Source organism: Dysgonomonas gadei ATCC BAA-286 (assembly GCF_000213555.1).
Lineage (GTDB): Bacteria > Bacteroidota > Bacteroidia > Bacteroidales > Dysgonomonadaceae > Dysgonomonas > Dysgonomonas gadei.
On record NZ_GL891981.1, the window covers coordinates 442690 to 467011 of the forward strand.

Below are 24322 nucleotides of genomic sequence, written 5' to 3' on the forward strand. Positions count from 1 at the left end.
CCTAAATATATTTTCCATAAAGCTAAGATAATCATAATCATCGAGAGAAAGCTTTTGTGTACATGTAACGGCAGTTAAAGAATATGAAACATTTACGATAAATAATCAATAAAGAAATACTCAAAATTATCTAAAATCAAATATCAAATATCTAAAAACAAATGTCATTCGGCAATAACACTCTTTAACTTTATCGCAAGTTAACACTTAAAAAAAATAAAAGTAAAACGAATTTGTATAACTATTAAATCAAATCGTATGAGAATGAAAAGCAAATCAAAAAAGAAAAGAAAAATTAGGTCGGCATGTATATGGCTTCTGCTCGTTTTCTTCGGTAGTTTGTCGGTATTTGCGCAGAATAACCGGACTGTACGGGGAACAGTACTGGACGACCATAACGAACCGATTATTGGGGCTGTCGTTGTGCTGAAAGGTAAAGCCACTGTTGGCACTGCTACCGATGTAGATGGCAAATTTACTATGAGCATTCCGGAAGGAAGCCAGACTCTTGTCGTTTCTTATATGGGGATGATAACGCAAGATGTGAGCATTGCTGCAGGGAAAGACAATATCACAATTGTCATGAAAGAAAATGAAGTTAGTTTGTCAGAAGTAATCGTTGTCGGCTTCGGACAACAGAAAAAAGCGAGTGTTGTAGGTGCTATCACTCAAACTACGGGCAAGGTACTCGAACGCGCGGGAGGTGTATCCAGTATCGGAGCAGCATTAACAGGTAATTTGCCGGGTGTTGTGACCATGTCCAGTACCGGTATGCCGGGCGAAGAAGATCCCCGCATCATCATCCGTGGACGCAGTTCGTGGAACAATGCCGACCCACTTGTCCTTGTTGACGGTATCGAACGCCCGATGACAAGCGTGGACATTAATTCGGTGGAAACAATTTCGGTATTGAAAGATGCCTCTGCAACAGCTGTCTACGGTGTTCGCGGGGCAAATGGAGTTATATTGATTACCACTAAGCGCGGAAAGGAAGGACGCCCTGTAATTAACATTAATGTAAGCACAACAGTAAAAGTACCGTCAAGCTTACCTAAAACAATGGATTCTTACGATGCTTTAAGTGTGCGCAACCGAGTAATAGAGAGTGAATTAGGTCTTAAGCCGGAAGCGTGGGCTTACATGACCCCACAATCAGTCATCGAAAAATACCGTCATCCGGCAAATCTGGCAGAATACGAAAGATATCCGAATGTAGATTGGGAAAAAGAGTTGCTCAAAGATTTTGGAATGTCTTACAATGCGAATGTCAGTATTTCGGGTGGAAATAGCTTTGTAAAGTATTTCACAAACGTGGACTATGTGAACGAAGGCGACCTTTTCCGCAGATACGACACAGACTTTAGCTACCATGACAAACTCGGATACGGGTTTGATCGTCTCAATGTCCGTAGCAACTTGGATTTCTCACTTACAAAGTCCACTACTTTACGTGTTAATCTGTCAGGCTCACATGGAAAACGGACAACCCCTGCAGATAAACGTTATGAATATACGATGTGGGCAGGTTTGTATGGTATAGCGCCGGACTGCTTTCTGCCACGTTATAGCGATGGTTCGTGGGGATATTATTATCCGAGTCCCACACAGGCTGCTCAAAACTCAGTAGAATCAATCGCGACAACCGGTATCGAATACATTACTACCGACCGCCTTACTACGGACTTTGTTCTTGAACAGGACCTGGGTATGTTACTGAAAGGATTAAAAGTGCAAGGACAGATTTCGTTTGACAATAGCTATCAGGAAACCGAAAGAGGTATTAACAATCTATACCAGAACACCAACCTGCATAAATGGATTGATCCCGAAACCGGAAAATCTTATACAGACCAGACTATCGATGTAAACAACAAATTCGATACACAGAACACTTTCAACTGGACGGCAAGAGCTGGTCAGGTCAATAACCAGAGTTTATATCGCCGATTGTACTATTCCGGACGGATCTCATACAACAATTCGTTTGGAAAACATAATATAGGTATAATGGGGGACTTCAGTCGCGAGGAAAATGCAATAGGGAGCATGATACCTTCCTATCGCGAAAACTGGGTATACCGTACCACTTATGATTTTGCCGGAAGATATTTTGCCGAATATAACGGAGCATACAACGGTTCCGAAAAGTTTGCTCCCAATAATCGCTTCGCTTTATTTCAATCCGGAGCACTCGGATGGATGATTTCTGAAGAGCCAATAATAAAGTCGCTTGGCCTGAAATGGTTGGATATGATGAAGGTAAGGGGTTCTTACGGGCAAATTGGCGATGATCAGGTCAACGGTCGATGGCTATATATGACTACATGGGAATATCTCTCAGATAGAGGTTTTTTTCAGGGCTTGACTGGCAATAACCCGCCCCAAAGCCCATATAAATGGTATCGGGAAGCAGCTGTAGGTAATCCCAATGTGCATTGGGAAACGGTTACGAAAATGAATCTTGGTCTTGAACTGGCCGTATTTAACGGATTGCTTACAGGAACTTTTGAATATTTTAAAGATAAGCGTTCCGATGTTCTGATTGCCGGAAATTCGCGTGCCGTTCCATCTTATTTCGGAACTACTGCGCCAACGGCTAACCTTGGAAAAGTTAATACGCAGGGATATGAAATTGAATTACGCCTAAATAAGCAACTTAACAGAGACCTACGGTTGTGGGGAAATATGGTTTATACACATGCCGAAGACAAAGTTATTGAAAAAGATGATGCCATATTGAAACCAGAGTATCAGAAAGCGGCGGGCAAAGCCAATGACCAGCCTTATGCTTATGTAAGTCATGGTTATTATAATAATTACGACGAACTTTACGGTAGTACTGCACACGATGCTCTTGACGATGCCCGTATGCCAGGCAACTACATCATCCTCGACTACGATGCCGACGGTATCATCTCTACTTTCGATAATGTTCCTTATGGCTTTTCGGGAACTCCCCAGAATACTATCAATGCAACATTGGGAGTAGATTATAAAGGGTGGAGCGCATTCGTTCAATTTTATGGAGTAACAAATGTAACCCGTCAGGTAGTATTTAGCAGCCTTGGCGGAACGCGCAACACCGTGTTCGATGAAGGTTCCTATTGGTCGAAAACTGATCCGAATGCAGATGTCCCACTACCGCGTTGGAGTACGGTAGCAAGTACTTATACGCCTGGTACACGTTACATGTATGATGGTTCTTACATACGCTTGAAAAACGCCGAAATAGGATATACGTTTTCTAGCGAAAAGTGGGTAAAGTCCTTAGGCCTTAGTAGCTTAAAATTTTATCTGAACGGAAACAATATTTGGTTGTGGACAAGAATGCCTGACGACCGGGAATCGAACTTTGCCGGTACGGGATGGGCTTCACAAGGGGCATATCCGACTGTAAAACGTTTTAATATAGGTATTAAAGTAATATTATAAAATTCATCCCATGATAAAAACAAGAATAAAATATTATCTATTTTGCGGAATACTTTCTGTGTTGTTTGGGATTACTTCCTGCACAGACTATTTAAACCGCGACCCGGAATCAGTTATATCCGACGAAACAGCATTCCGTAATTTTAATAATTTTCAAGGGTTTACGGAAGAAATGTACGCACTGATTCCAGATGTGGCTAAACACAACTGGGTAAGTTCCTTCAACTGGGGCGAAGACGAAATTATCACTATCGGAAGTGGCGAAAACCTCATGGGCTTCCACATCGATCGAGGCAACTACCGTGCTTATATCAACAAAGGTGATTGTTTTCTCGACAGAGCCTGGAGCAGTACAGGTGACAGGTTTGCTAAATCTCTATGGGGAGGTTCCTGGGCCGGTATCCGCAAGGCTAATATGGGACTGGAAGCTTTGGAAAAGGGAATGATGGTAGATGGCTCCCAAGCTGAAAAAGACATCATTGCCGGACAACTCTATTTCTTCCGGGCATGGTTTCACTTCCAACTGATACAATATTGGGGTGGACTTCCATATATTGACTATGTATTACCTAGTGACGAAAAACTAACATTGCCGCGCATGACATATAAAGAATGTGCGGAAAAAATTGCTGCCGATTTCCGTAAAGCTGCCGATTTATTACCTATAAACTGGGACGACACTGAAATCGGACGTCGCACATCGGGACAAAATGCCTTGCGTGTGAATAAAATATGGGCACTGGGATTCCTTGGCAAAAACCTGTTGTGGGCAGGCAGTCCATTGATGGCTAACGGAGTTAATGGGCCCAGAACATACGATGCCGATTTATGCAAGAGGGCAGCTGACGCTTTTGGTGAATTGCTTAATCTTGTCGAATCTGGACAGACTCAGTATTCATTAGTTAGCTTCGAAAATTACAGTTCGTTATTTTATACCAATCACCAAAGCTGGTTGATGCCCGGCGGAACGGAAGCCATCATGCGAAGTCCGACTTATGGACCAGACTCATATTGGCGGCAGGCAAACTCATATCAGGTACAGGCCATGGCAAACGGAGATAACATTGTATTATGTCCAACGGCAAACTATGTCAATTACTATGGAATGGCAAACGGATTACCGCTGAATGACCCTGAATCAGGTTTCGATCCCACACATCCGTGGAAAAACCGCGATCCGCGTTTTTACAACGACATTCTCTACGATGGACGGAAAGTAACCCAGTCGGCAAACGAATATCAGTATGCAAATCTTTATACAGGAGGGAACTACAGTAACGACGATCGTAATAAAAGCCGTACCGGTTATCTCAACTACAAATTTATTCCTATTGGAGCTAATACATACGACAATGACTATGGTTACAGTACTGCGCTCCATATCCACCTGAGTTGGTTGCGCCTTGCCGACGTCTATCTGATGTATGCCGAATCGGCAGCTCAAGGTTATGGGGCAGCTACCGGTAAATCAGGTAAATTCTCCAAGACGGCGGCAGATGCTATAAACACCGTTCGTGACCGTGCCGGTATAGGACATCTAAATACTAAATACACATCGTCACTTGAAGGATTTATGGGCGAATTGAGACGTGAACGCGCTGTAGAACTATCGTTTGAAGCGCACCGCTTCAATGACTTGCGTCGTTGGCTGCTTCTCACCGAATATCCTTACAATACAAAGACCCGTCAGAGATTTGACCGTGCAACGCAGCTTGACCCTGCTGTGGACCCGAAAGAAAACGGAGTGAAAAATTTCAAAGAAGAAGTTCTTGTAACCCGCAACCTTTCGTCCAAGCACTACTGGCTTCCTCTCAAAACTGACGATGTCAGCTTGTATCCTGAATTTGGGCAAAACCCGGGCTGGTAATTGATTGATAACATTTAAAAGAATTAGTAATGAAACAAATACAAAAAATAGTCGTATTTTGCGCAATACTAGCCTTTTGTTGCGGCAACGCCGCCGCTCAGAATACGGATGAAACAGGCTTCGATACGGGAATCGATACGTTGGGCGTCGATAACGATAAAGCCATAGAAGTCGCTTTTCGTAAGATAAACAAGGAAGACTTCATAGGAGGCGTTTCACATATTGATATGACAGAACTGATGTCAAAATCATACAGTCTAAGTAGCTTGGGCTACCTGGATGTAGTTGGAGGTATAGGCAACGGTATCTGGGGTATGGGAGAATATCTTGTACTGGTTGACGGATTTCCTCGCGATGCCAATAATGTGCTTCCAACCGAAATTGAGCAAATAACTGTCCTGAAAGGTGCTGCGGCAGTTGTTCTTTATGGTAGCCGTGCATCGAAAGGTGTAATAATGATAACCACGAAACGCGGTAAAATAGGAAAACGTACAATATCGGTACGGGCTAATCTTGGGGTGAATACTCCAAAGGCATATCCTAAATATTTAGGTTCGGCCGAATACATGTCGTTATACAATGAAGCTCGCGAAAACGACGGACTTACGGCTCTTTATTCCGGAGAAGACATTTATAATTACAGTTCGGGTATCAATCCGTACCGTTATCCAAATGTCGATTTTTACTCTTCCGATTATCTTAAACAGGCATACACCCGTTCTGAAGCAATGGCGGAAATAACAGGGGGTGGCAGCCGTTCGCGATTTTATACAACGGTGGGTTACTATAATGAAGGTTCGTTATTGAATGTAGGGAATGCTAAGGACAACAGTACAAGCCGCCTCTTTGCGCGTGGTAATATTGATCTGAGTCTACATGAATTGATTTCGGCCAAAGTGGATGCGAATGCGACATTCTATGATTTAAAAACTGCAAACGGAGATTATTGGAATGGTGCGGCTACGTTACGTCCCAATCGAGTAAGTCCTTTAATTCCAATTAGCTATATTGAAGGAAGCGATGAACACTCGTTGGCGTTATTAAATGCAAGTAATTATATTATCGACGGGAAATATTTTCTGGGTGGTACACAACTGGATCCAACAAACCCTATAGCAGCTGCTTATGCAGGAGGTGAAAATAAGTTTGTAAGTCGTCAATTCCAGTTCAATGCAGGTATAGATTTCAACCTTCGTGATGTTTTAGACGGTCTTTTCTTTCGTACAAAATATGGAATTGACTATGCTTCAACTTACAACCAGGCATATTCAAACAGTTATGCAACTTACTCTCCGGCTTGGACAAACTACAACGGGAAAGATGTGATTGCAAGTCTCACAAAGTACGGAGAAGACCGGAAAACCGGAAATCAGAATATTGACAATACGTCATACCGGAGTACGCAGTTCTTTTCAGGGCAATTCGATTATACAAAAGTCTACAACAATGCTCATAACTTCTATGCTATGTTGGTAGCTAATGGCTGGCAACGTCAATTAAGCGAACAATATCATAGCATGACAAACATTAATCTGGGACTTCAACTTTCGTATAACTTTCTTCAAAAATATTATGCCGATTTCAGTGCTGCTGTGCCTTATTCGGCAAAACTACCTAAAGGCAATCGCGCCGGATTTTCTCCAACCGTTACTTTAGGATGGCGCCTTACTAAAGAGCCTATATTCAAAAATGTCTCTGCTTTTGACGATTTGATGCTGTCAGTTTCAGGGGGTATTATCAGTCAGGATCTGGATATCACAACAAGTGATAACGAAATGGGCTATTATCTCTATGAGAGTATCTTGCAGAGAGGAGGTTGGTGGTCGTGGGGCGATCTTGGAGGAGAAGCTGCTACTGAATATAATCGTGGTAATAATCCCAACCTTACATTTGTTAAACGCAAAGAAGTGAATATAGGGCTTCGCGGTTCTCTGCTGAACAAGCTGATTACATTTGATTTTAACTGGTTTTCAAACAAGATGGATGGCGGCATAACCCGCGCTACATCTCTGTATCCTATCTACTTTACTCAGGTAGGTTACCCTACCTCTTCCATCATCCCTTATGTAAATTATAATATAGACGATCGTTCGGGTGTAGATTTCAGTATAAACCTGAATAAAAAAGCTGGAGAATTTGATCTTACATTCGGTGTAAGTGGACTGTATAATACTATTACAGCCTCACGGCGCGACGAAACTTATGAATTCGGCTACCAAACGCGTGTGGGTAGGGCGCTCAATGGTCTTTGGGGCTTGGAAAGTCTTGGGTTCTTCAAGGATGATGCTGAAGCGGCAGCAGCGAACCAGACTTTCGGACAGGTGAAAGCGGGCGATATAAAGTATAAGGATCAAAATGGCGACGGACGTATCGACAGCAACGACGAAGTATTCCTCGGACGCTGGGACAATCCACTGACTTTGGGTATCAATTTGACGGCGAAATTCCGAAGCTTTACCCTGTTTGTGATGGGAAATGGCAATTATGGAGGTAAAGGATTCAAAAACAGTAGCTACTACTGGGTAAGAAGTAATAATAAGTATTCTGAGGTTGTACGTAATCGCTGGACGGAAGAAACGAAGAATACAGCAACCTATCCGCGTCTTACCACGACTAACGGAGACAATAACTTTCGTAATTCCGACTTCTGGCTCTACAAGACCGATGCTTTCCGGTTATCGCACGTGCAACTGACCTACGACGTACCTGAAAATATCTTTAAAGATAAATTTGTCAAAGGCCTCAGTATATACTTTGGAGGTTATAACCTTCTAACAATTTCAAAAGAAAGGAAACACCTGGAGATGAATGTAGGTAGTGCTCCTCAGACTCGCTCCTACAATCTTGGTCTGAAAGCAACATTCTAACTAAAAAAATAATCGTATGAAAAATATATTCAAATTATTAGTTATAATTCCCTTTCTCATAAGCTGCGATAACTTGTTCGAACCAGCTCCCGAGAATTTCAGGAATGTAGAATCGTTATATAACGAGCCGAGTTTTGCGCAAGGTTTGTTGGGACATGCCTATATAAGCAATCCACTGGGCTCATGGTCGTTCAATGATGTTGCTACCGATGATGCCGTATCAAACGATCCCGGCAATAATTACCGACGTATGGCTACCGGTCAGTGGAGATCGAACAATAATCCGATGGACAGATGGCAATACCTCCGTGCATCGATACAGTACATCAACCAGTTCATCGAACTCGTCGATAATGTGAATTGGGCAAGTGATCCATTAGTAGCTGAGATGTTCAGAGACCGCATGAAAGGTGACGCCTATGGTATGCGCGCACTTTACATGTATCACCTGTTGCTGAATCACGCTGGATGGGGTGAAGACGGACAATGCCTGGGCATTCCCATACTCACTCATTCCGAAACGGTCTCTTCCGAATTCAACTTGCCACGTAATACATTCCAGCAATGTATAGACCAGATCTATGCAGATGTGGATTTGGCAACCAGTCTTCTTCCATCAAGCTATGGAGACATATCAAGTGAAAGCCAAGTGCCGGAGAAATATAAGACAAAAGGTGTAACAGCAGCTCAATATACGCGTGTATTCGGCAACTTGTCGCGCAACCGTATGAGTGGAGCTATAGCCGAAGCCGTTCGCGCACAGGCTACTTTACTTGCTGCCAGTCCGGCGTATAGCACGGGTTCTACATACACTTGGGAAGATGCAGCTCAACAGATGGCTATCGTACTTAACCGATTGGGATCAAACCCTGCAAATCAGATAGACCCCAAAGGTTTGACATGGTATTCTAACGCTTCAGATATTACCAATACCAATTCGGGTATAAATGTAAAGGAAATACTTTGGAGGGGTGGACGCGAAGAAAATCGTTCACTAGAAGAAGACCATTTCCCGCCCTCTATTTTTGGCCGTGGACGCCTCAACCCGACACAGAATTTGGTAGACGCTTTTCCGATGGCTAACGGTTATCCCATTACTCACACTTCTGCCGGATACAATGCCAATAATCCATATGCTAACCGCGACCCGCGTTTGAGCTTGTACATTATTTATAATGGTAGCAAAGCCGGAAACCAAAACTCGGTCATCACGACAGCTGCCGATGGTACAAACAACGATGCTCTTGGACATGCCGAAACTTCTACGCGTACAGGTTATTATCTAAAAAAACTGCTTCGTCAGGATGTAAATGCCAATCCGAGTTCTCCGGTAAATCAGTTCCACTACAAACCTTTTATCCGATTCACCGAGATATTACTGGGCTATGCCGAAGCTGCAAACGAAGCTTGGGGTCCTACGGGAGCAGGAGGCAACGGTTACACGGCTTACGATGTTATCAAGGCTATCCGTGCCAGAGCAGGTGTAGGGAAGGATAATAACGATGCTTATCTCGAATCTGTAAAAGGAAATAAAGATGCTATGCGTGAGCTTATACATAATGAGCGTCGTCTCGAACTCTGTTTCGAAGGGCATCGTTTCTGGGATCTCCGCCGCTGGAAAGCGCCAATCACTGAGGCTGCAAAAGGTATAAATATCACAGCTGGGGTACATGAAGTTATACCTTCAGTGGAAAATCGTTCATACACCGACTACATGTATTATGGTCCTATCCCTTATGATGAAACGCTTAAATTCAGTGCACTCATTCAGAACAAGGGATGGTAGTCTTATGTCAAACAAATAATATGAAGAAAAATGAAAAGATATCTATTAATATTGATAATTATAAGCGGAATATTCACATCCTGTAAGAATGGTGACTGGGAATTTCCAGACTACGAGTATACCGCTGCTTATTTTGCTTACCAGACACCTGTCCGCACGATAGTAATCGGCGAGGATGTATATGACACTACCCTCGATAACGAGCATAAGTGCCAGATAATGGCAACAATGGGAGGAGTTTATGAAAACAAAAAAGATGTAGAGATTGGTTTCCGCATCGACAATGCATTATGCAATGGCTTGACTTTCGACGGCGGAGCCGAAGTAAAGGCTATGCCTTCCAATTATTACACCCTTTCTTCTACCGAAAAAATCGTAATCAAAAAAGGGAATATTTTGGGAGGAGTAGTTGTTCAGCTGACTGATGCTTTCTTCGCAGACCCCCTCGCTGTTAAAAACACTTATGTGATTCCATTGGTAATGACCGATGTGAAGAATGTTGACAAAATCCTTACCGGAACCCCGTTGGCGAATACTCCAAATCGAGTGAGAGCCGAAGACTGGGACGTTCTTCCGAAAGATTATATCCTGTATGCAATCAAGTACATTAATAAATATCACGCCAACTACCTGCGTCGTGGCAAGGATGTGATAACCGGAGATAAGAATGAGACCGTAATCCGTCGCAAAGAATATGTCGAAAAAGACGAAGTGGTCGGTACTCATACACGCTCTCTCAATATGGTTGAACTGCCGCTCAGAATCACAGATGCTACAGGCGAACTACTTGACTGTACATTGTTACTTTCCTTTGATGACTCTGGTAAATGTGCTGTTTCGTCAGGCAGTCAGGGTGTTACGATGAGCGGAAGCGGACAATATGTTGTCAAAGGAGAAAAGGGAAGCTGGGGCAATAAAGATCGTGATGCTATCTATCTCAACTACAATATTAATTTTGGGAAAATGCAAGTTTCTACTGTTGATACTCTCGTTATTCGCGATCGAGGAGTGAAACCGGAAACTTTCAAACCGGTTCTGAAGTAAAAACTCTTAAACTATGTACGTATGAAATACATTAATAAAATATCATTAATTTTAATATTGACGGCCGTTTTGGTTTCCTGTGTCGATGATACACCGTTAATGTTCGATGTTAGAGAACCTTCATCGATAGCGGAGTTGAAATACCTGAATGATTACGACGTCTTAAAGTCCTACATTGACCGTACGGCAAATCCCAATTTCAAGTTGGGACTCGGGGTTTCAGTATCGGAATATAACGCAAAAGGCGTTGTTTACAGGCTTGCAAACAGTAATTTCGACGAAATTGTAGCCGGATGGGAAATGAAACATGGAGCAGTAGTTCAAGACGACGGCAGGCTCAATCTCGCCAATGTAACTACATTTCTGGAGACAGCCCAGAAGGCCGGCGTATCGGTTTTCGGCCATACTCTCTGCTGGCACGCCAATCAGAATGCCAAATACTTAAACAACCTGATTGCCGACAAGTTTATCCCAAGTACGGGTGAACCCTCATGGGACAGCTTTTTCAGTGCCAACTTTGAAACCGATGATGCTTCCAACTATTCAAGCAATCTTACAAATATAATAAGCTTTACTGCTATAGGCGAAGGATTTGAAAGTAAAGGCAGGGCCTTAAAAATCGTCAACGAGAAAGTACGGGAAAATGACTGGAATTGTCAGCTTTTTGTAACCTTCCAAAAGCCGGTGGCGGCAGGCGAAAAATACCGGCTGACGATGAATGTGCGGGCAGAAGCGAATGCAACATTCGGTACCCAGGCACATACTGCACCGGGCGCCTACAAGCATTGGGATTTCTTCGGCTCCATTACGGCTACTCCCGAATGGACAACCTTTACAAAGGAAATTACGATTTCGGACGACCAGGCTACTGCTAATACCATTGCGTTTAATCTTGGTTTGACGGCGACTACGTATTATTTCGACAATATCACCGTTGAAAAGTATAACGACGGTTCCAGTGGCGGACCTTCATATGTACCAGTATCAGTAGCCGATTTTGAAACCGGTGATAATTCTAACTATTCGGGTAACAGTAATGCCGTTCAGTCTTTTATAAATCCGGGATTTGACGGAAAAGGAAGAGCTTTGAAAATCGCCAATGCGGAAGCTCGCACCAATGACTGGGATTGTCAGTTTTTTATGACATTTCCGACGGCCACTGAAGCTGGGGAAAAATATCGTTTCACCATGAATGTCCGCACCGATGCTCCGGCTTCATTCTCAACGCAAGCACATATCGTTCCTCAGTCCTACAAGCATTGGGATTTTGTCGGTACCATTAACTCTACTACCGAATGGACCACTTATACAAAGGAAATTACCATCGATGAGAATACGGCCGGAGTGACAGCTATCGCGTTTAATTTGGGGAAAACCGCTACCAATTACTATTTCGATAACATGAGGTTTGAGAAATATACGGAAGGTGGTATCTGGATCATAAAAACACCGGAAGAGAAAAAGGAAATTCTCACGAATGCTTTAGAAACATGGATTGCGGGTATAATGGGCGTTTCTCAATCAGTTGAAGCCTGGGATATAGTGAACGAGCCGATGTCAGACTGGCCTGATCCTTCCCAACTGAAAACCGGTGTCGGTAAAACCGATATGAGCGCTGATGAGTTCTACTGGCAAGATTACCTGGGTAAAGATTATGCAGTAACTGCTATTCGGATAGCGCGTAGTCAGGAAGGTCACGCTGACGATAAACTCTTTATCAACGATTACGGTCTTGAAAATAGTCTGGATAAATGTCGGGGACTGATTGAATATGTGAAGTATGTTGAAAGTAAAGGTGTGAAAGTGGATGGTATCGGCACACAGATGCATGTTAGCTTAAATGGAGTGAACAAGGAAACCATTGCTGAACATTTCCGGCTATTGGCCGCTACCGGCAAGCTGATAAAAATATCTGAGCTGGATATGGGGATAAATGTTGACGGTAAGGGTATTAAAACCGAAGATGCTACAGACGAGCAGCTTCGTGAGCAAGCCGAACTTTATAAATACATTGTGAAAACTTACTTTGAGATTATTCCGGAAGCTCAGCGTTATGGCATTACGCAATGGGCCGCCACGGATAGTCCGGCAAGTTCGAGCTGGAGAGGCGGAGAGCCGATAGGTCTTTGGGATTTGAACTATAATCGCAAACATGCTTATGCCGGATTTGCAGATGGGTTATCCGGTAAATAATTTTAATACTTATTATATATAATATATTCGAGTTTATTACAATAGAATATTTTAATTTAATTGGTATTGTTGGGGTAAGGATTACCCGCCTGATATTGGCTATTAGGTAGGTAGACTTTACCCCAACAAACATCATATTCAATAATTAATTGAATATAAATTTTAAACTAAGGGTCAATTTCTAAGAATTACTTTGGAAATATAAAAATAGACATTGTTAATATTTCTATCGGTGGTTGTAAAATAAAGCTATTCAATAAAAAGTAATAGTTTGATAAAGCACGTTTTACCGACGACCGACAAGGTCGTTCATCGTTGCTTTCCCCAAAATAGACAGAGTCGTTGGTTACATGCTCCAAGTAGCAATAGCTGCAGATCCTCCGTTTTTGTATCGGTTAACTGATTCTTTCATAATTAAGCCAAGTTTCGGGGTTATTCCCTTGTAATCTGCAAGTACCTAACAGGAAATAATGTCTGCATAGTAAGCAATTTGATGACTACCACAGAACATATAGTCTTTGCGTCCAATAGCCAACCCTCTTAGGCCATTTTCTGCTCCAATGTTGGATATCTAATACTGGTCATAAATGACATTGGGTATAATCACTTTTATTAATTTAAAACAAAAGAAAATGAAAGAAAAATTCAATGTACCACATATTGTATTGCGGACCCAAAGTCCTATTGAGCTCAAAAGCCTGTTGAAACTATGAACCGATATGAAAATCATTGTCTGGTTGTCTTGGATCCTGATTTTCAATATATTCTTTGATGATTTCATCTATTATCGTGCCGATAGCAGCTACAAAATAGTCACGTGGTCATAAATGTTGACCCCAATATTGCTTACGCAGAAGGGCGAACTCGCTAAACAATTTATGTGAACTTGCCCCTTTTAGTTTTTGGACTAGACGACTTACCGCTAAGCTAGGTGAACAGGATACCAATATAACAGTACAGCTAATGAGAATAACTGATTGGGCTAAAAAAGACTTTGATACTTTTACTTACACATTTGCTATCGGCAACACTTTTACTTTAACAGATTTGTACGAAACAGAATCCGGTACTTATACATTTAATGACAGAGCCTTAAAATTGATGTGGAGTGATCCTGATGTTTACGATATTTATAAAGCCTTCTGTTACAAATAGTGTACTTATCATTGAAAAAGATTATAAGTAAGGATGTGATAACTTGGAACTAAATGAGTTAATAGCTTTAGAAACTAGCAATCCGACGAGTTTACAACTACAAAAGCCATAACTAAATCAATTTCAGCAGGCGAATAGCCCTCTAGGAATAATCATTGCACTATAACATTATGATAAGCAGAATGCCCTGTAACCGGAATAAAGTTACAGGGCGTATCTGCTTGTAAGAAAGATACAATACGTTTTTTATTATTATCAAAAGCTGCTTGTTATAAATAATCAGCTTTTAGTGAACCATAAAATATTGCCAGTTGCACGTCCCTAAATATTTACTTAACTATCACAAAATAATATCTTGATGGAAATTTGTCTTATAAGGAATATTTTGTACTTTTACGATCAAGTGTTCTTTGTATTTGTGCAAAATGAAGTGCAAAATAGAAGTTCGCTCGTTTCCAAATCGTTACCTATTAAGAATAAATATCTTGTAAGTTGTTTGTTTTCAGCTGGTAACAAAAAGGATTATGCTTTGCTACATGCGTGCTGAGCCGTTTTTTTATTCCGCACAGATTTGCTATTTCCTTCAGGTATTCATTCATCTTTTGATTGGTATGAATCGGCAAGAGCTTCCCATCCAGATGCTTATACTTATTGAGTATCATTTCAGGTACTTCCAGCAATGGTATATTTGCCTGAACAGAGGACTTCTGACGATAGAGCCGAATCCATTTCTGCCCGAATTCATCCTCCTGAATATTATCTTCTGTAAGATTAGCAGCATCTATGTATGCGACTCCGGTGAAGCACTGAAAGAGAAAAACGTCACGCACTTCTTCCAGTCTTTTTGCTTCAAATTTTTGACTCATAAGTTTCTTTATTTCTGACTCCAGGAGATATTCCTTATCGACAGATTTGTATCCGAGTCTGTAATCTACAAATAGATCAGTTGTGATATATCTATTCTTGAATGCCTCTGATAGTATCTGTTTCAGGTATCGCAGATGTTTTACTGTAGAATTATGTCCGCAATCACATTTGGAACGAAGATATGTTTCATAGTCAAGTACAAACTGAAAGTTTACATCCCTGACAGGAATATCTTTCTTTTTATATTGGTATTCGAGAAAGTCCTCTATTCGCTTTTTGGTAGCAGTATATTTGCTAAGGGTAGTATCACGGATAACTTTTCCGACAAGATTTCGTTTCTGTTCCACTTTCTTGTCGTACAGCATGATTAAGGTATATTGCTGTATCTCTATACCCAAATATGAATCACGTAGTTTTTCGGGAGTTACATAACCATCACGGTCATATAGGTTATTGTAATGAGTTTTCAGATCTCCTCGGATTTTATCTAATTCATCATTTGCATCTTTGGCATCTTTTGACCTTCCCATGAGTCGTCCAATAGGATTCCATAAGGTAGGATTAACAGCTGTTTTTGAATTAAATTCTACCGATTTTCCGGCAATGGTCACACGAACAATAACTGTAGCCAAACCGTCTTTGTTAAGTCTTGCTTTTCTAACTAAAAATAGAACTCGATAAGTACTTTTCATTTCTTTTCTCTTTTAATTCGACAAATTTATTACTCGAAACCAAGAGATTAAGAATCCTGAAAGTGGACAAAAACTGTCATATTAAGACAATGTAAATCATTGAGTTATCCTATAAATCGTGGACAGTTTTTCTGGGGTCATTTTGTCCACGATTTGCCCACGGATAGGTTGTCTCAACATGTCAATTTTTGTCTTGTTTTGTCAATCATGGAAATAAAAAAAGTCTGACTATCTACTGATAATCAGACTCTTTGTCTTTTGTTGGCTTTCTTTGTCTTTCGACATTTCCACCTTTCGGTGGGCGTTGACGGATTTGGAGTGTCCTATCTAAGCCGTATGCTGTCAGTATTTTAACTATCGATGATTATATTCTACTCACTCGTTACTCACTCCGTTTTTAGAGTGTATTTTAAGAGAATTTTTCCTCTTTAAGTGATAGACCAAAGGTAGGAAAATAAAGAATTAATCTATTATTATTTGCGAATATTTTTAATATTTTGGTTGTACTTGTTTGTACACTTGCAAATACATCTCAGAAGGAAAACTTTTGAAACAATATCATTCATATTATTTGTTTCGAGACTTATTATATCCTGAAACAATTAAATTCATTTATCATGGGTGGTCATTAACCTTATCATCTTACTTAGTAATGGTTTCGCTTTTATCTCAACATCTTTAGATTTATTGACCATATTTGAAAAAGCTATAAAAACAAGAAAAGCTTTCAATATTGCACCATCAACATCAGTTGTTATCAACGATTCATTATATTGTACCTGCAGAAATCCTGATATAGACAAGTATACGAAGTAAGCCAGATAGATGAGAAAATTCACATTATTTTTATTGATAACATAGAGAGCTAATTCTGTCTTGACAGCCTCATATTTATGATTTTCCCAATTCTTCAATGGTGAGTGTTCCTTTATTATCCAATGAATAAGTTTCGCTCCATGAACACTAACAATAGAGCCTATAGCAATCATAATGAAGAGCAATGTTTCCCATGACATATTCAGGTTAAACAGGAAATCTACGCTTTTTACTACCAATATAGGTATTCCGAATGCATATACTCCCAAGCACATATAACTCATCAAAATTGTCATTGCGGGAAACATCAATTCGAACCAGATTATAGTAATCCCTATTGGCCGCGAAACAATAAAATTGAATGATTTCAAGATCTTATTTTGACTTTTGCCAATTAGCGATTGAAAAGCCATAAAAACAACTATATATCCGATAAAGAATGCTATGGCTCTCCATTCAAATATAGTCATCAACCATAGGTATAGAAAAGCCAGCCCAGCACTTATACCAATAATTACAAATATGATCAATAAAAAAATTACTCTCTCAGGTATTTTAATTTTTGCCCATAGTTTGGCTATAGTTGTTGTCTCTATAGCCTTTCTATGTTTAGTATTAATGCATTTTACAGGTCTTTTTAGAAATTCGAAATATGCACTCTCTGTTTCTGTAGGTTTATGATATTTCAGTTCATATTCTAGAACTTCGTCATTCGACAATAACACTAACATATAAGTGCCAGTTACAATACCGTATGTACCCTTTGAATCTTGATAAAACTTACGTCTCACTTCATAAACATCATTATCAAACTTCTTTAATTCATTATGCAAACGTAAGTCTACATTCTTGTTCATCATCATCTCCTCTATCACTTCATTACTTTTACATGGATAAAAAGCCCAATACAAAAAGATGAACATAAATAAGAGTATCAGAGGGGACAAACTGTAGGTAGAGCCAACGTGCAGATACTCGCCAGTTACCACACAAAAAAAGAAAACTCCAATAATTACAATTATCCATGGCTTCTCCATTGGTTGACGCATATCATAGCTAAAACATAAATTTCCCTCTCCGTTTTTCCACGTTTTTATTTTCTTTGTAGCCTTATTCATGAGTGTTTTCTTAGTTTATAATAATAAATAATATCTATTTGGCTCCTTAATTCCCTCCCAGAATAAGGATTTGAATAGATTTATGTCTCATGAGATAGCATTACAGCTTTTCTTTTAATTGTTTTCCCAAGATTGTTAAACGGTATTTCTGTAGTCGACTATTCGGCTTGTCGGGAATAGTCATTTCGACAAATCCTTGTTCCAATGCCGGCTTTAAGTAATCATACAAAAATGTAGGTCTGTGCTTTAGTTCTAAATCTAGCATTAATTCATTAGTCGTTTTTACATCACTTCCTAATTCTTTAACTAACCTTTTGACTTGTTCGGTGACTTGTTCGGTGACTTGTTCGGTGACTTGTTCGGTGACTTGTTTTGATGCCGGAAAAGTCATGCGTATGAAGTTATCCAGAAAACGGAAACATTCTCTTCCGTATGACTGCAAAATACGAGGAACACCCGAACCGAGCTGTTCTACCAATTCCAAGTCTTTGAAAATGCGCATAATCTCTTTGTTTCGAGGCATGGAGATTCCTTCAAAGAAATCTTTCTCAGACAAACCATCGGGTAACTCTCCATAAGAAGTAATTTCAATACGGTCGTCGAAGAACTCAATCTTTGGTGGAACTTCTCGTGTGTAATCGTTATGTACAATAGAGTTAATGATGGCTTCACGCAAAGCAATCATGTCCCAAAGTCGAGTTTCAATACGTTCTTTTGGGGTTATTCTGGCAAAAGTCTTATTTTCCAATTCGACTTTGTCCAACATTTGTTTGGTGGCTTTCACTAAAGAACAATAGCCATACTCATAGTTTTCAGACAGATGAACACGATCTTTGCCATTGTATTTAGCTACCTTCATCGACATTCCATTTGAATCAGCCATCAGGTAGGCAATATAATTGAATTTTCCTTCATCTGTTAACAGTTCCAGACTTTTTGCAAATTGTTCGTTCAACGTTTTACCCGCAGCTTCATAATAAATCTTCAATTGTGCAAAAGTTAGGTCTTGACGTGGCGATTGTATCCGACCTAAAGAGTTACGGACACGTTTTGAAAAAAGATATTCGATTTGTCGTGCTGTCATTGGCTCCGCGGCAGTTCCAGTCCGGATATAACATCCTTTCTCTGACATTCCAAGCTTCTTGATATAGTATGGCTTCTCCGTCCCACTGGCAAGGGTAATCTTAATGATATCTTTGGAGTCGACATTCTCAACCGATACATCAAACAAACCCATGCAAGACGGCATGATATTATTTTTCAAGCGGTCTTTGATTTTGAGCATATCGCTATCAATATCAGAAACGCCAACAGCTTTTCCTGTTTTGTCGATTCCGATATAAATAACGCCACCTTCTTTATAATTCAGAAAAGCAACTGCTTCTTTTTCTAAATCATCAGTGAGTTGTTGTTTGTATTCTATACGATTGGTTTCTGGATTCATTTGCTACAGTACATTTATAAAGTGTATTCGCTTTATTTATACCACTCTATTTTCAACTCATTAAAATCGATATTTTTCCATTCCTCTTTCCATAATTTCCAATAAGGAATGTCATTTGACGATGGGGCTAAATCACATTTTTCGATTTGTACAATAGAGGGTAAAACGACAGATTCTCCCATCAGTAAGGCTTCCCCTGCTTTGAGAGTTGGTAATTCGTCAATAATGTTACCTAATGTGTCTGGAAGCAACTTTTTTACATAATTTTGGTCATTTGGATTTGTAAGCCTCATGGCAATAAAATTATTACACTGAGAGAAAATTGTTTCAGAGATTTCGGAAGGTCTTTGACTTGCTAAAAGTAAGGTAACACCATATTTTCGACCTTCTTTTGCAATTCTTTCTATTGAAGTTTTAGAAGCTCTATATTTTGACAGTTCGCTATTTGGAACATACTTATGTGCTTCCTCAAAAACAAGTAAAATAGGGATGTCATTGTTAATTTTCTCATTTGAATCTTTTGAACACCTCAATCTTTTATAAAAATATCCGTATTCAAAAATTATTCTAGAAATAAGAGATACAGTAATACTTAAAACCTCAAAAGGAACGCCACTTAAATCTATAATTGTTACATTTGACTGACCAGTAGTGGTATATCCCATCAGTTGCTGTAATGTCTCTTCAAAAGTTATTTTTTTAGAATCTTCTCCTAATAAGAAATTCATTCTTCTGTCATTAGTTTTATTCTCTAATCTATTGACAAAGTTCGTCAATTTTCCATATAAGCTTCCTTGAGTTGTTTTAGGTTGTCCTTTTTTTTCTCCAGAAGCATATACTTCTCCGGTTTCAATTATTTCACTATTTTTGTCTTGAGCATATTTTAATATTTCATTAATGTCGAAATAAAGAGCAGAATCATAATGAATTTTACTTTTCTCCTCAGCACTTCCTTTAAAATACTTTTTTCGATTATCCACTACAGATTCTTTGAATATATACCGTTGATTGTGGTCATTTGCTTCTGTATCTATAAACATTTCTTGAAGCTCATCGCTATTAAGTAACCAATATGGCAAAACAAGGTTACTAATATCAATATAGTTCGCATTGGGAAATGCTGATTTATACTCTGAGTGGATATCAAATATAATGATATGAGAATTATTTAGAGAGAAATCTCCGCTTTTTCCTTCTACTGCCTTTTGTATTATTTTTGTAACAGTATGTGATTTTCCGGAGCCTGTAGAGCCTACAATTGCAATATGTTTATTGAAAAATTTTGTGCCATTAACAGGTACTTTTATTGAATGGTTACTAGATAAAGAAGAGAATATGAATTTTTCTGACTCTTCTGTTGATTGCGTATAAATTTTGGATATCTCTTCTGCTGTTGCGGGTTCAACTTTTTTAGGAGGGATTGCAATAGAATCACCCCCCCTTTGAAACTCATCTCCTCGCAAAATCCCTAAAGGATTAGCTTCAACAAGATACTTTCTTGTTGGCTTATCATCTTTATCAACTCCAACTTCAATTGAGAAGTTTTCTATTATTGCTATTAAAATTGCATTTTCATTATCTGCAATTCTTAAATACGAACCCACTTTTAGTTCTTCTCCATCAATCTTAAAAGACTCTAAGTCATCTACTAAGATTTTTATTTTGTTTGGATATACAGAGATCACTTCTGCATTGATGATGTTTTCTGCCATAGTGTGCTATTTGTTATATGATTTCTTTAATTGTATCTATTTTTTCATATTGAATCTTTATATGTTTTATAAGCGGATTTGTGGGATCAAAGAAAGGAGTTGAAAAATAAAATTGATATATTTCTTTTGTCTTACCACGCTCATTGAGTATAAATTCTAAATTTTCAAGGGAATCTATTATTCTAAGACTTATTTTATTTGTATAGTTTGCTTCTTGGCGTATATTATTCAAACAAAATGAAGCACCTTTGAAGCTGTATCCATCAACAAATTGGAAATTGTCTTTTTGAAACTCTGTCTTCAATTCAATCATGTCACTTTCTGTGATATTATGAATATAAACATAAGGACAAAACGGGTTAAGAGTTCTTTGCGACAACTTTGACCATTTACGAGATATTGTTAAAAGTAAGTCTTTTAACTCACTCTTTGAAAAATTAGCTTCAGGCGCAATTAAAAAGAAACGCTCATAAGGGGGAATGTTAAGTATGGTGAAATATTTTTCTCTTAAAGATTTGTAATGAGCTTTATCTCCTCTTTTAAGTTGCAGAAACCACTTGTGAAATAAAATCTCTTTTCTATTTATTTGAGCGATAAACTCTCCCTTTGTTAAGTAACGCAAATTTACATCACTATTTTTTGCTTTATGACTTATTAGCCTCAATGCATTGTTGTAAAAATAATGTTCAGCTTCAAAATCGTCACAATTGAACAATGACATCAAAGATGAAATAATATTACCATATTGGATTGTGTCTTTTTCTGCATGTATATCTACAGTAAGTAATGATAGAAAATCTGTCAAATCGGTATCATCTAACCCTAATTCCTCATAATGTTTTTTAGTTATCTTATCTTTCTTGTATGTAAGAAAATGTGTTTTTAAAAAATCTATAGTAATAGGTAATGTTAGTTTGTTCTGACCAGAATTATAATAACCATATATTTTATAATTAATCCGAAAATCTGTCCCATTTTTTACACTGTAATAGTGATTTAACATCAAACGAATTGGCTTTGCTATTACTGAGTGATTGTATTCTGTTCCTGCATAATATTTACATTGGACAGTTATATTTTCAGTGCAAGAATGTACGTCAACATCTTCAATGTTTTCTATGGTTATAGAATCATTATCATTTGTCAATCCCAATATGTTTTTGATTGTATAATCAAATTGATAGATATACCCAGCAATTGTTTCCGTAGCCGCTCTTCCTGCCATGTCTTAATTTTTATTTATTCTTACCAATAGCTCTCTCATATCCACATCCAACGCTTTCGCAATTGCAAATAGTGTCTCAAGTGATGGTTGAGACACATTTGCACACCAACGAGAAACTGTAGCTTCATTCTTTCCCAATGTTTCAGCAAGCCACTTGCCAGTCTTCTTTTGCTCTACAAGTACAACTTTTAATCTATTCAATTCCATTTGCTATATTCTTGATGTGTTTTGCAAATATATTGATTTGCGCTTAGACTACCAATAGGCTTAACTTTTAGTTTTCAACTTTTTATTGTTTCGTTCCCCAAGCGAGCAGACGGTAGAAGTTATTCTCGTGCCGTTGGTTATTCCCGCGTGCTTCCGCCTTCCAAACGGCTGGGAAGCATGAGCGGGAAATAACCGACATAGGCGCGGGAAATAACTTCGGGAACAATCACACTACCGCCTGATTCTTTTTTTAGGCTTCTTCTTTTTTCTTTTCATCGGGCTTTGTTCTTCCTCTTGCTTGTTGACATCAGGTGTAAGCAATCCCAATGCGGAGGATAGTCCCAAATCGGGAAGATTTAAAGATTGTTTGTTTTCCTGCTTGTCTTCAATCAAATTTGAAAGGTTATTTTCAGAATTGGTAATTTGAGAATTTGCAAACTTGTTTTCAATCTTGTCGGCATCATTGTCTATCTGCACATCTGTCTTTTTTCTTTCATCAGTAATCTGTTTTTCCTGCATATCGAGTTGGTCGGAGATACCGCCGTTCTTCATCGTGTTGCAATATTCAAAGGTTTCGGTTATCTGTCTATCGTAGTTAAATAACTTATCAAATCCCTGCTCTGCCTGTTGGAACAGGTTCTTTCTATCGAAACCGCCTTTAACCGTTCCTTTTTTGGTATTCTTGTGATTCGTGAGTGGACTTATCTTGACTTTATTGGATTGGTCTTTTCGGCTTACAATCAAGTGGCAGTGCATATTCAGTTCGTTGCTTGACCTGTCCCGACTGAAATGTATTTTGCCGTAAAACTTAATATCTTCTGCCGATAGTCCTTTATTGAAGTTCTTGGCATATTCGGGAACAACTACTTCTCGGATATAGCGTTTCATGGCTTCGGCTTGTTCCTGTTCGGTATTTCCCATTGCCCGAAGTTCATTTTCCGATGGGCTGACATGGATGGCGTAAAACTTGGCATTCGTTTTTAGTAGCTGACCGATATTCTTGTCTATATCTTTTATGACCTGTGATTTGTAAACATCATCATCTGCCAGGTTGAAAAAACCTTCCGTATAGATTCCCTGCTCCATGCGTTCCATATCCTCATGTTCGAGATAATTGCATAACCTTCGGCTACTGCCTGCGTTGTTATATGTTCCTTTTGACGGTGGTGGAAAATCTATATTCATGGCTCGTTTATCAGCTTTATTATTTCGGCTTTCAAATTTTCTTTCCGTTTGCCGTCCATTACTCCGCACGTTGCCAGTTCCGAATAAAGGGAAATCAGTTGCAAGAGTTTTTTGTTATCCCTTTGTTGAATTTGGGAAAGGGAGTTGATTTGTTTGGATTGGTTATTAATCACTCCTGCATGTTGGCTAAATGCTTCGCTTATTCTTTTCAGAACTTTGTCTTGTAATTCCTGTGAGGTGTATAATATAATTGAAAAGTAGTCCACTTAGTAATTGAAAAGTATACCACTAAGTGTCTCGGACGAGATTGGTTAAAGATATTTATTCCTCATTAGATTGTAACATTTTTTTAGTTTCTTTAACTCTGTAAGATTGTCCATTCATATTGATAAGATATGCTTTATGCGTGAGTCTGTCTACCATGGCAGCCACGAGAACTTTATCCTTTACTATTTCCCCCCATCTGTCAAAAGCAAGATTTGTTGTAATGATTGTAGACCTCTTACCGGCTCTTAGGGACAGATGGTTAAAGAGCAGTTCTCCTCCTTCCTTATCACAAGAGACATATCCAAACTCGTCACAGATGACCATATCGTATCTCTGGAAGCGCATTTCAAGCTGCCTGAGACTTTTTTGAGACCTGCATTCCCTGATTTGTGTAAGCAGTCGCGGTACGGAAGTAAAAAAGACCGTATAGCCCTCCAGGCAAGCT

16 protein-coding genes and 1 pseudogene are annotated in these 24322 nt (G+C 39.2%); 7 read left to right on the forward strand and 10 right to left on the reverse strand.

Annotated elements, in window-relative coordinates:
* Positions 1–258: 258 nt before the first annotated feature.
* The 6 genes from HMPREF9455_RS08335 to HMPREF9455_RS08360 are packed head-to-tail and all read left to right on the forward strand — an operon-like array spanning position 259 to position 13189.
* Positions 259–3432, forward strand: a complete 3174-nt coding sequence (locus tag HMPREF9455_RS08335; protein WP_148401860.1) for a SusC/RagA family TonB-linked outer membrane protein — start codon at positions 259–261, stop codon at positions 3430–3432.
* A 10-nt stretch (positions 3433–3442) separates the two neighbouring features.
* Complete coding sequence (locus HMPREF9455_RS08340; RefSeq protein ID WP_006799209.1) at positions 3443–5299, forward strand: RagB/SusD family nutrient uptake outer membrane protein; 1857 nt, start codon at positions 3443–3445, stop codon at positions 5297–5299.
* A 29-nt stretch (positions 5300–5328) separates the two neighbouring features.
* Positions 5329–8166: a SusC/RagA family TonB-linked outer membrane protein gene (locus HMPREF9455_RS08345; RefSeq protein WP_006799210.1), complete on the forward strand. Its 2838-nt coding sequence runs from the start codon at positions 5329–5331 to the stop codon at positions 8164–8166.
* A gap of 16 nt (positions 8167–8182) precedes the next feature.
* Positions 8183–9952: a RagB/SusD family nutrient uptake outer membrane protein gene (locus HMPREF9455_RS08350; protein WP_006799211.1), complete on the forward strand. Its 1770-nt coding sequence runs from the start codon at positions 8183–8185 to the stop codon at positions 9950–9952.
* Positions 9953–9982: 30 nt separating this feature from the next.
* Positions 9983–10996 carry a DUF5627 domain-containing protein gene (locus HMPREF9455_RS08355; RefSeq protein WP_006799212.1) on the forward strand — a complete coding sequence of 338 codons (1014 nt, stop codon included), beginning with the start codon at positions 9983–9985 and terminating at the stop codon, positions 10994–10996.
* 21 nt (positions 10997–11017) lie between these two features.
* On the forward strand, positions 11018–13189 hold the full coding sequence (locus HMPREF9455_RS08360) for an endo-1,4-beta-xylanase (protein WP_006799213.1): 2172 nt from the start codon (positions 11018–11020) through the stop codon (positions 13187–13189).
* A gap of 821 nt (positions 13190–14010) precedes the next feature.
* Here the strand turns inward: HMPREF9455_RS08360 and HMPREF9455_RS21950 are convergent.
* On the reverse strand, positions 14011–14136 hold the full coding sequence (locus HMPREF9455_RS21950; protein ID WP_157256595.1) for a transposase: 126 nt from the start codon (positions 14134–14136) through the stop codon (positions 14011–14013).
* 16 nt (positions 14137–14152) lie between these two features.
* Between HMPREF9455_RS21950 and HMPREF9455_RS08365 the strand changes: the two genes are divergently transcribed.
* The gene (locus tag HMPREF9455_RS08365; protein WP_006799214.1) at positions 14153–14344 is read left to right on the forward strand and encodes a hypothetical protein; all 192 of its coding nucleotides are present in this window, start codon (positions 14153–14155) and stop codon (positions 14342–14344) included.
* A gap of 470 nt (positions 14345–14814) precedes the next feature.
* Here HMPREF9455_RS08365 and HMPREF9455_RS08370 read toward each other — a convergent pair whose 3' ends face one another.
* The 9 genes and pseudogenes from HMPREF9455_RS08370 to HMPREF9455_RS08410 form a co-directional block, all read right to left on the reverse strand.
* Positions 14815–15903, reverse strand: coding sequence for a site-specific integrase (locus tag HMPREF9455_RS08370; protein ID WP_006799215.1), 1089 nt, complete (start codon positions 15901–15903; stop codon positions 14815–14817).
* A 608-nt stretch (positions 15904–16511) separates the two neighbouring features.
* Positions 16512–17837, reverse strand: a complete 1326-nt coding sequence (locus HMPREF9455_RS08375; RefSeq protein WP_006799216.1) for a hypothetical protein — start codon at positions 17835–17837, stop codon at positions 16512–16514.
* A gap of 100 nt (positions 17838–17937) precedes the next feature.
* A complete protein-coding gene (locus HMPREF9455_RS08380) occupies positions 17938–19281 on the reverse strand; it encodes a Fic family protein (RefSeq protein WP_006799217.1) in 1344 nt (447 codons plus the stop codon).
* 32 nt (positions 19282–19313) lie between these two features.
* The gene (locus tag HMPREF9455_RS08385) at positions 19314–20993 is read right to left on the reverse strand and encodes an ATP-binding protein (RefSeq protein WP_006799218.1); all 1680 of its coding nucleotides are present in this window, start codon (positions 20991–20993) and stop codon (positions 19314–19316) included.
* A gap of 13 nt (positions 20994–21006) precedes the next feature.
* Positions 21007–22218, reverse strand: a complete 1212-nt coding sequence (locus HMPREF9455_RS08390; RefSeq protein WP_006799219.1) for a DUF4297 family anti-phage-associated protein — start codon at positions 22216–22218, stop codon at positions 21007–21009.
* Between the two features lie 3 nt (positions 22219–22221).
* Positions 22222–22425, reverse strand: a complete 204-nt coding sequence (locus HMPREF9455_RS08395; protein WP_006799220.1) for a helix-turn-helix transcriptional regulator — start codon at positions 22423–22425, stop codon at positions 22222–22224.
* Between the two features lie 231 nt (positions 22426–22656).
* Positions 22657–23610 (reverse strand): DUF5712 family protein, encoded by a 954-nt coding sequence (locus tag HMPREF9455_RS08400; RefSeq protein ID WP_006799221.1) that lies wholly within the window; start codon positions 23608–23610, stop codon positions 22657–22659.
* Positions 23607–23855: pseudogene (locus tag HMPREF9455_RS08405) on the reverse strand (BfmA/BtgA family mobilization protein); the annotation flags it as partial. The gene HMPREF9455_RS08400 and the pseudogene HMPREF9455_RS08405, both read right to left, overlap by 4 nt.
* 76 nt (positions 23856–23931) lie before the next feature.
* Positions 23932–24322 (reverse strand): ATP-binding protein (locus HMPREF9455_RS08410; protein ID WP_006799222.1); only part of this gene is annotated, 391 nt, incomplete at its 5' end.

Coding starts and splice junctions, on each gene's coding strand:
- HMPREF9455_RS08355 (WP_006799212.1), top strand. CDS start 9,983: ATGAAAAGATATCTATTAATATTGATAATTATAAGCGGAATATTCACA.
- HMPREF9455_RS08345 (WP_006799210.1), top strand. CDS start 5,329: ATGAAACAAATACAAAAAATAGTCGTATTTTGCGCAATACTAGCCTTT.
- HMPREF9455_RS08350 (WP_006799211.1), top strand. CDS start 8,183: ATGAAAAATATATTCAAATTATTAGTTATAATTCCCTTTCTCATAAGC.
- HMPREF9455_RS08400 (WP_006799221.1), bottom strand. CDS start 23,610: ATGAATATAGATTTTCCACCACCGTCAAAAGGAACATATAACAACGCA.
- HMPREF9455_RS08390 (WP_006799219.1), bottom strand. CDS start 22,218: ATGGCAGGAAGAGCGGCTACGGAAACAATTGCTGGGTATATCTATCAA.
- HMPREF9455_RS08380 (WP_006799217.1), bottom strand. CDS start 19,281: ATGAATCCAGAAACCAATCGTATAGAATACAAACAACAACTCACTGAT.
- HMPREF9455_RS08375 (WP_006799216.1), bottom strand. CDS start 17,837: ATGAATAAGGCTACAAAGAAAATAAAAACGTGGAAAAACGGAGAGGGA.
- HMPREF9455_RS08395 (WP_006799220.1), bottom strand. CDS start 22,425: ATGGAATTGAATAGATTAAAAGTTGTACTTGTAGAGCAAAAGAAGACT.
- HMPREF9455_RS08365 (WP_006799214.1), top strand. CDS start 14,153: ATGAGAATAACTGATTGGGCTAAAAAAGACTTTGATACTTTTACTTAC.
- HMPREF9455_RS08340 (WP_006799209.1), top strand. CDS start 3,443: ATGATAAAAACAAGAATAAAATATTATCTATTTTGCGGAATACTTTCT.
- HMPREF9455_RS08370 (WP_006799215.1), bottom strand. CDS start 15,903: ATGAAAAGTACTTATCGAGTTCTATTTTTAGTTAGAAAAGCAAGACTT.
- HMPREF9455_RS08335 (WP_148401860.1), top strand. CDS start 259: ATGAGAATGAAAAGCAAATCAAAAAAGAAAAGAAAAATTAGGTCGGCA.
- HMPREF9455_RS08385 (WP_006799218.1), bottom strand. CDS start 20,993: ATGGCAGAAAACATCATCAATGCAGAAGTGATCTCTGTATATCCAAAC.
- HMPREF9455_RS08360 (WP_006799213.1), top strand. CDS start 11,018: ATGAAATACATTAATAAAATATCATTAATTTTAATATTGACGGCCGTT.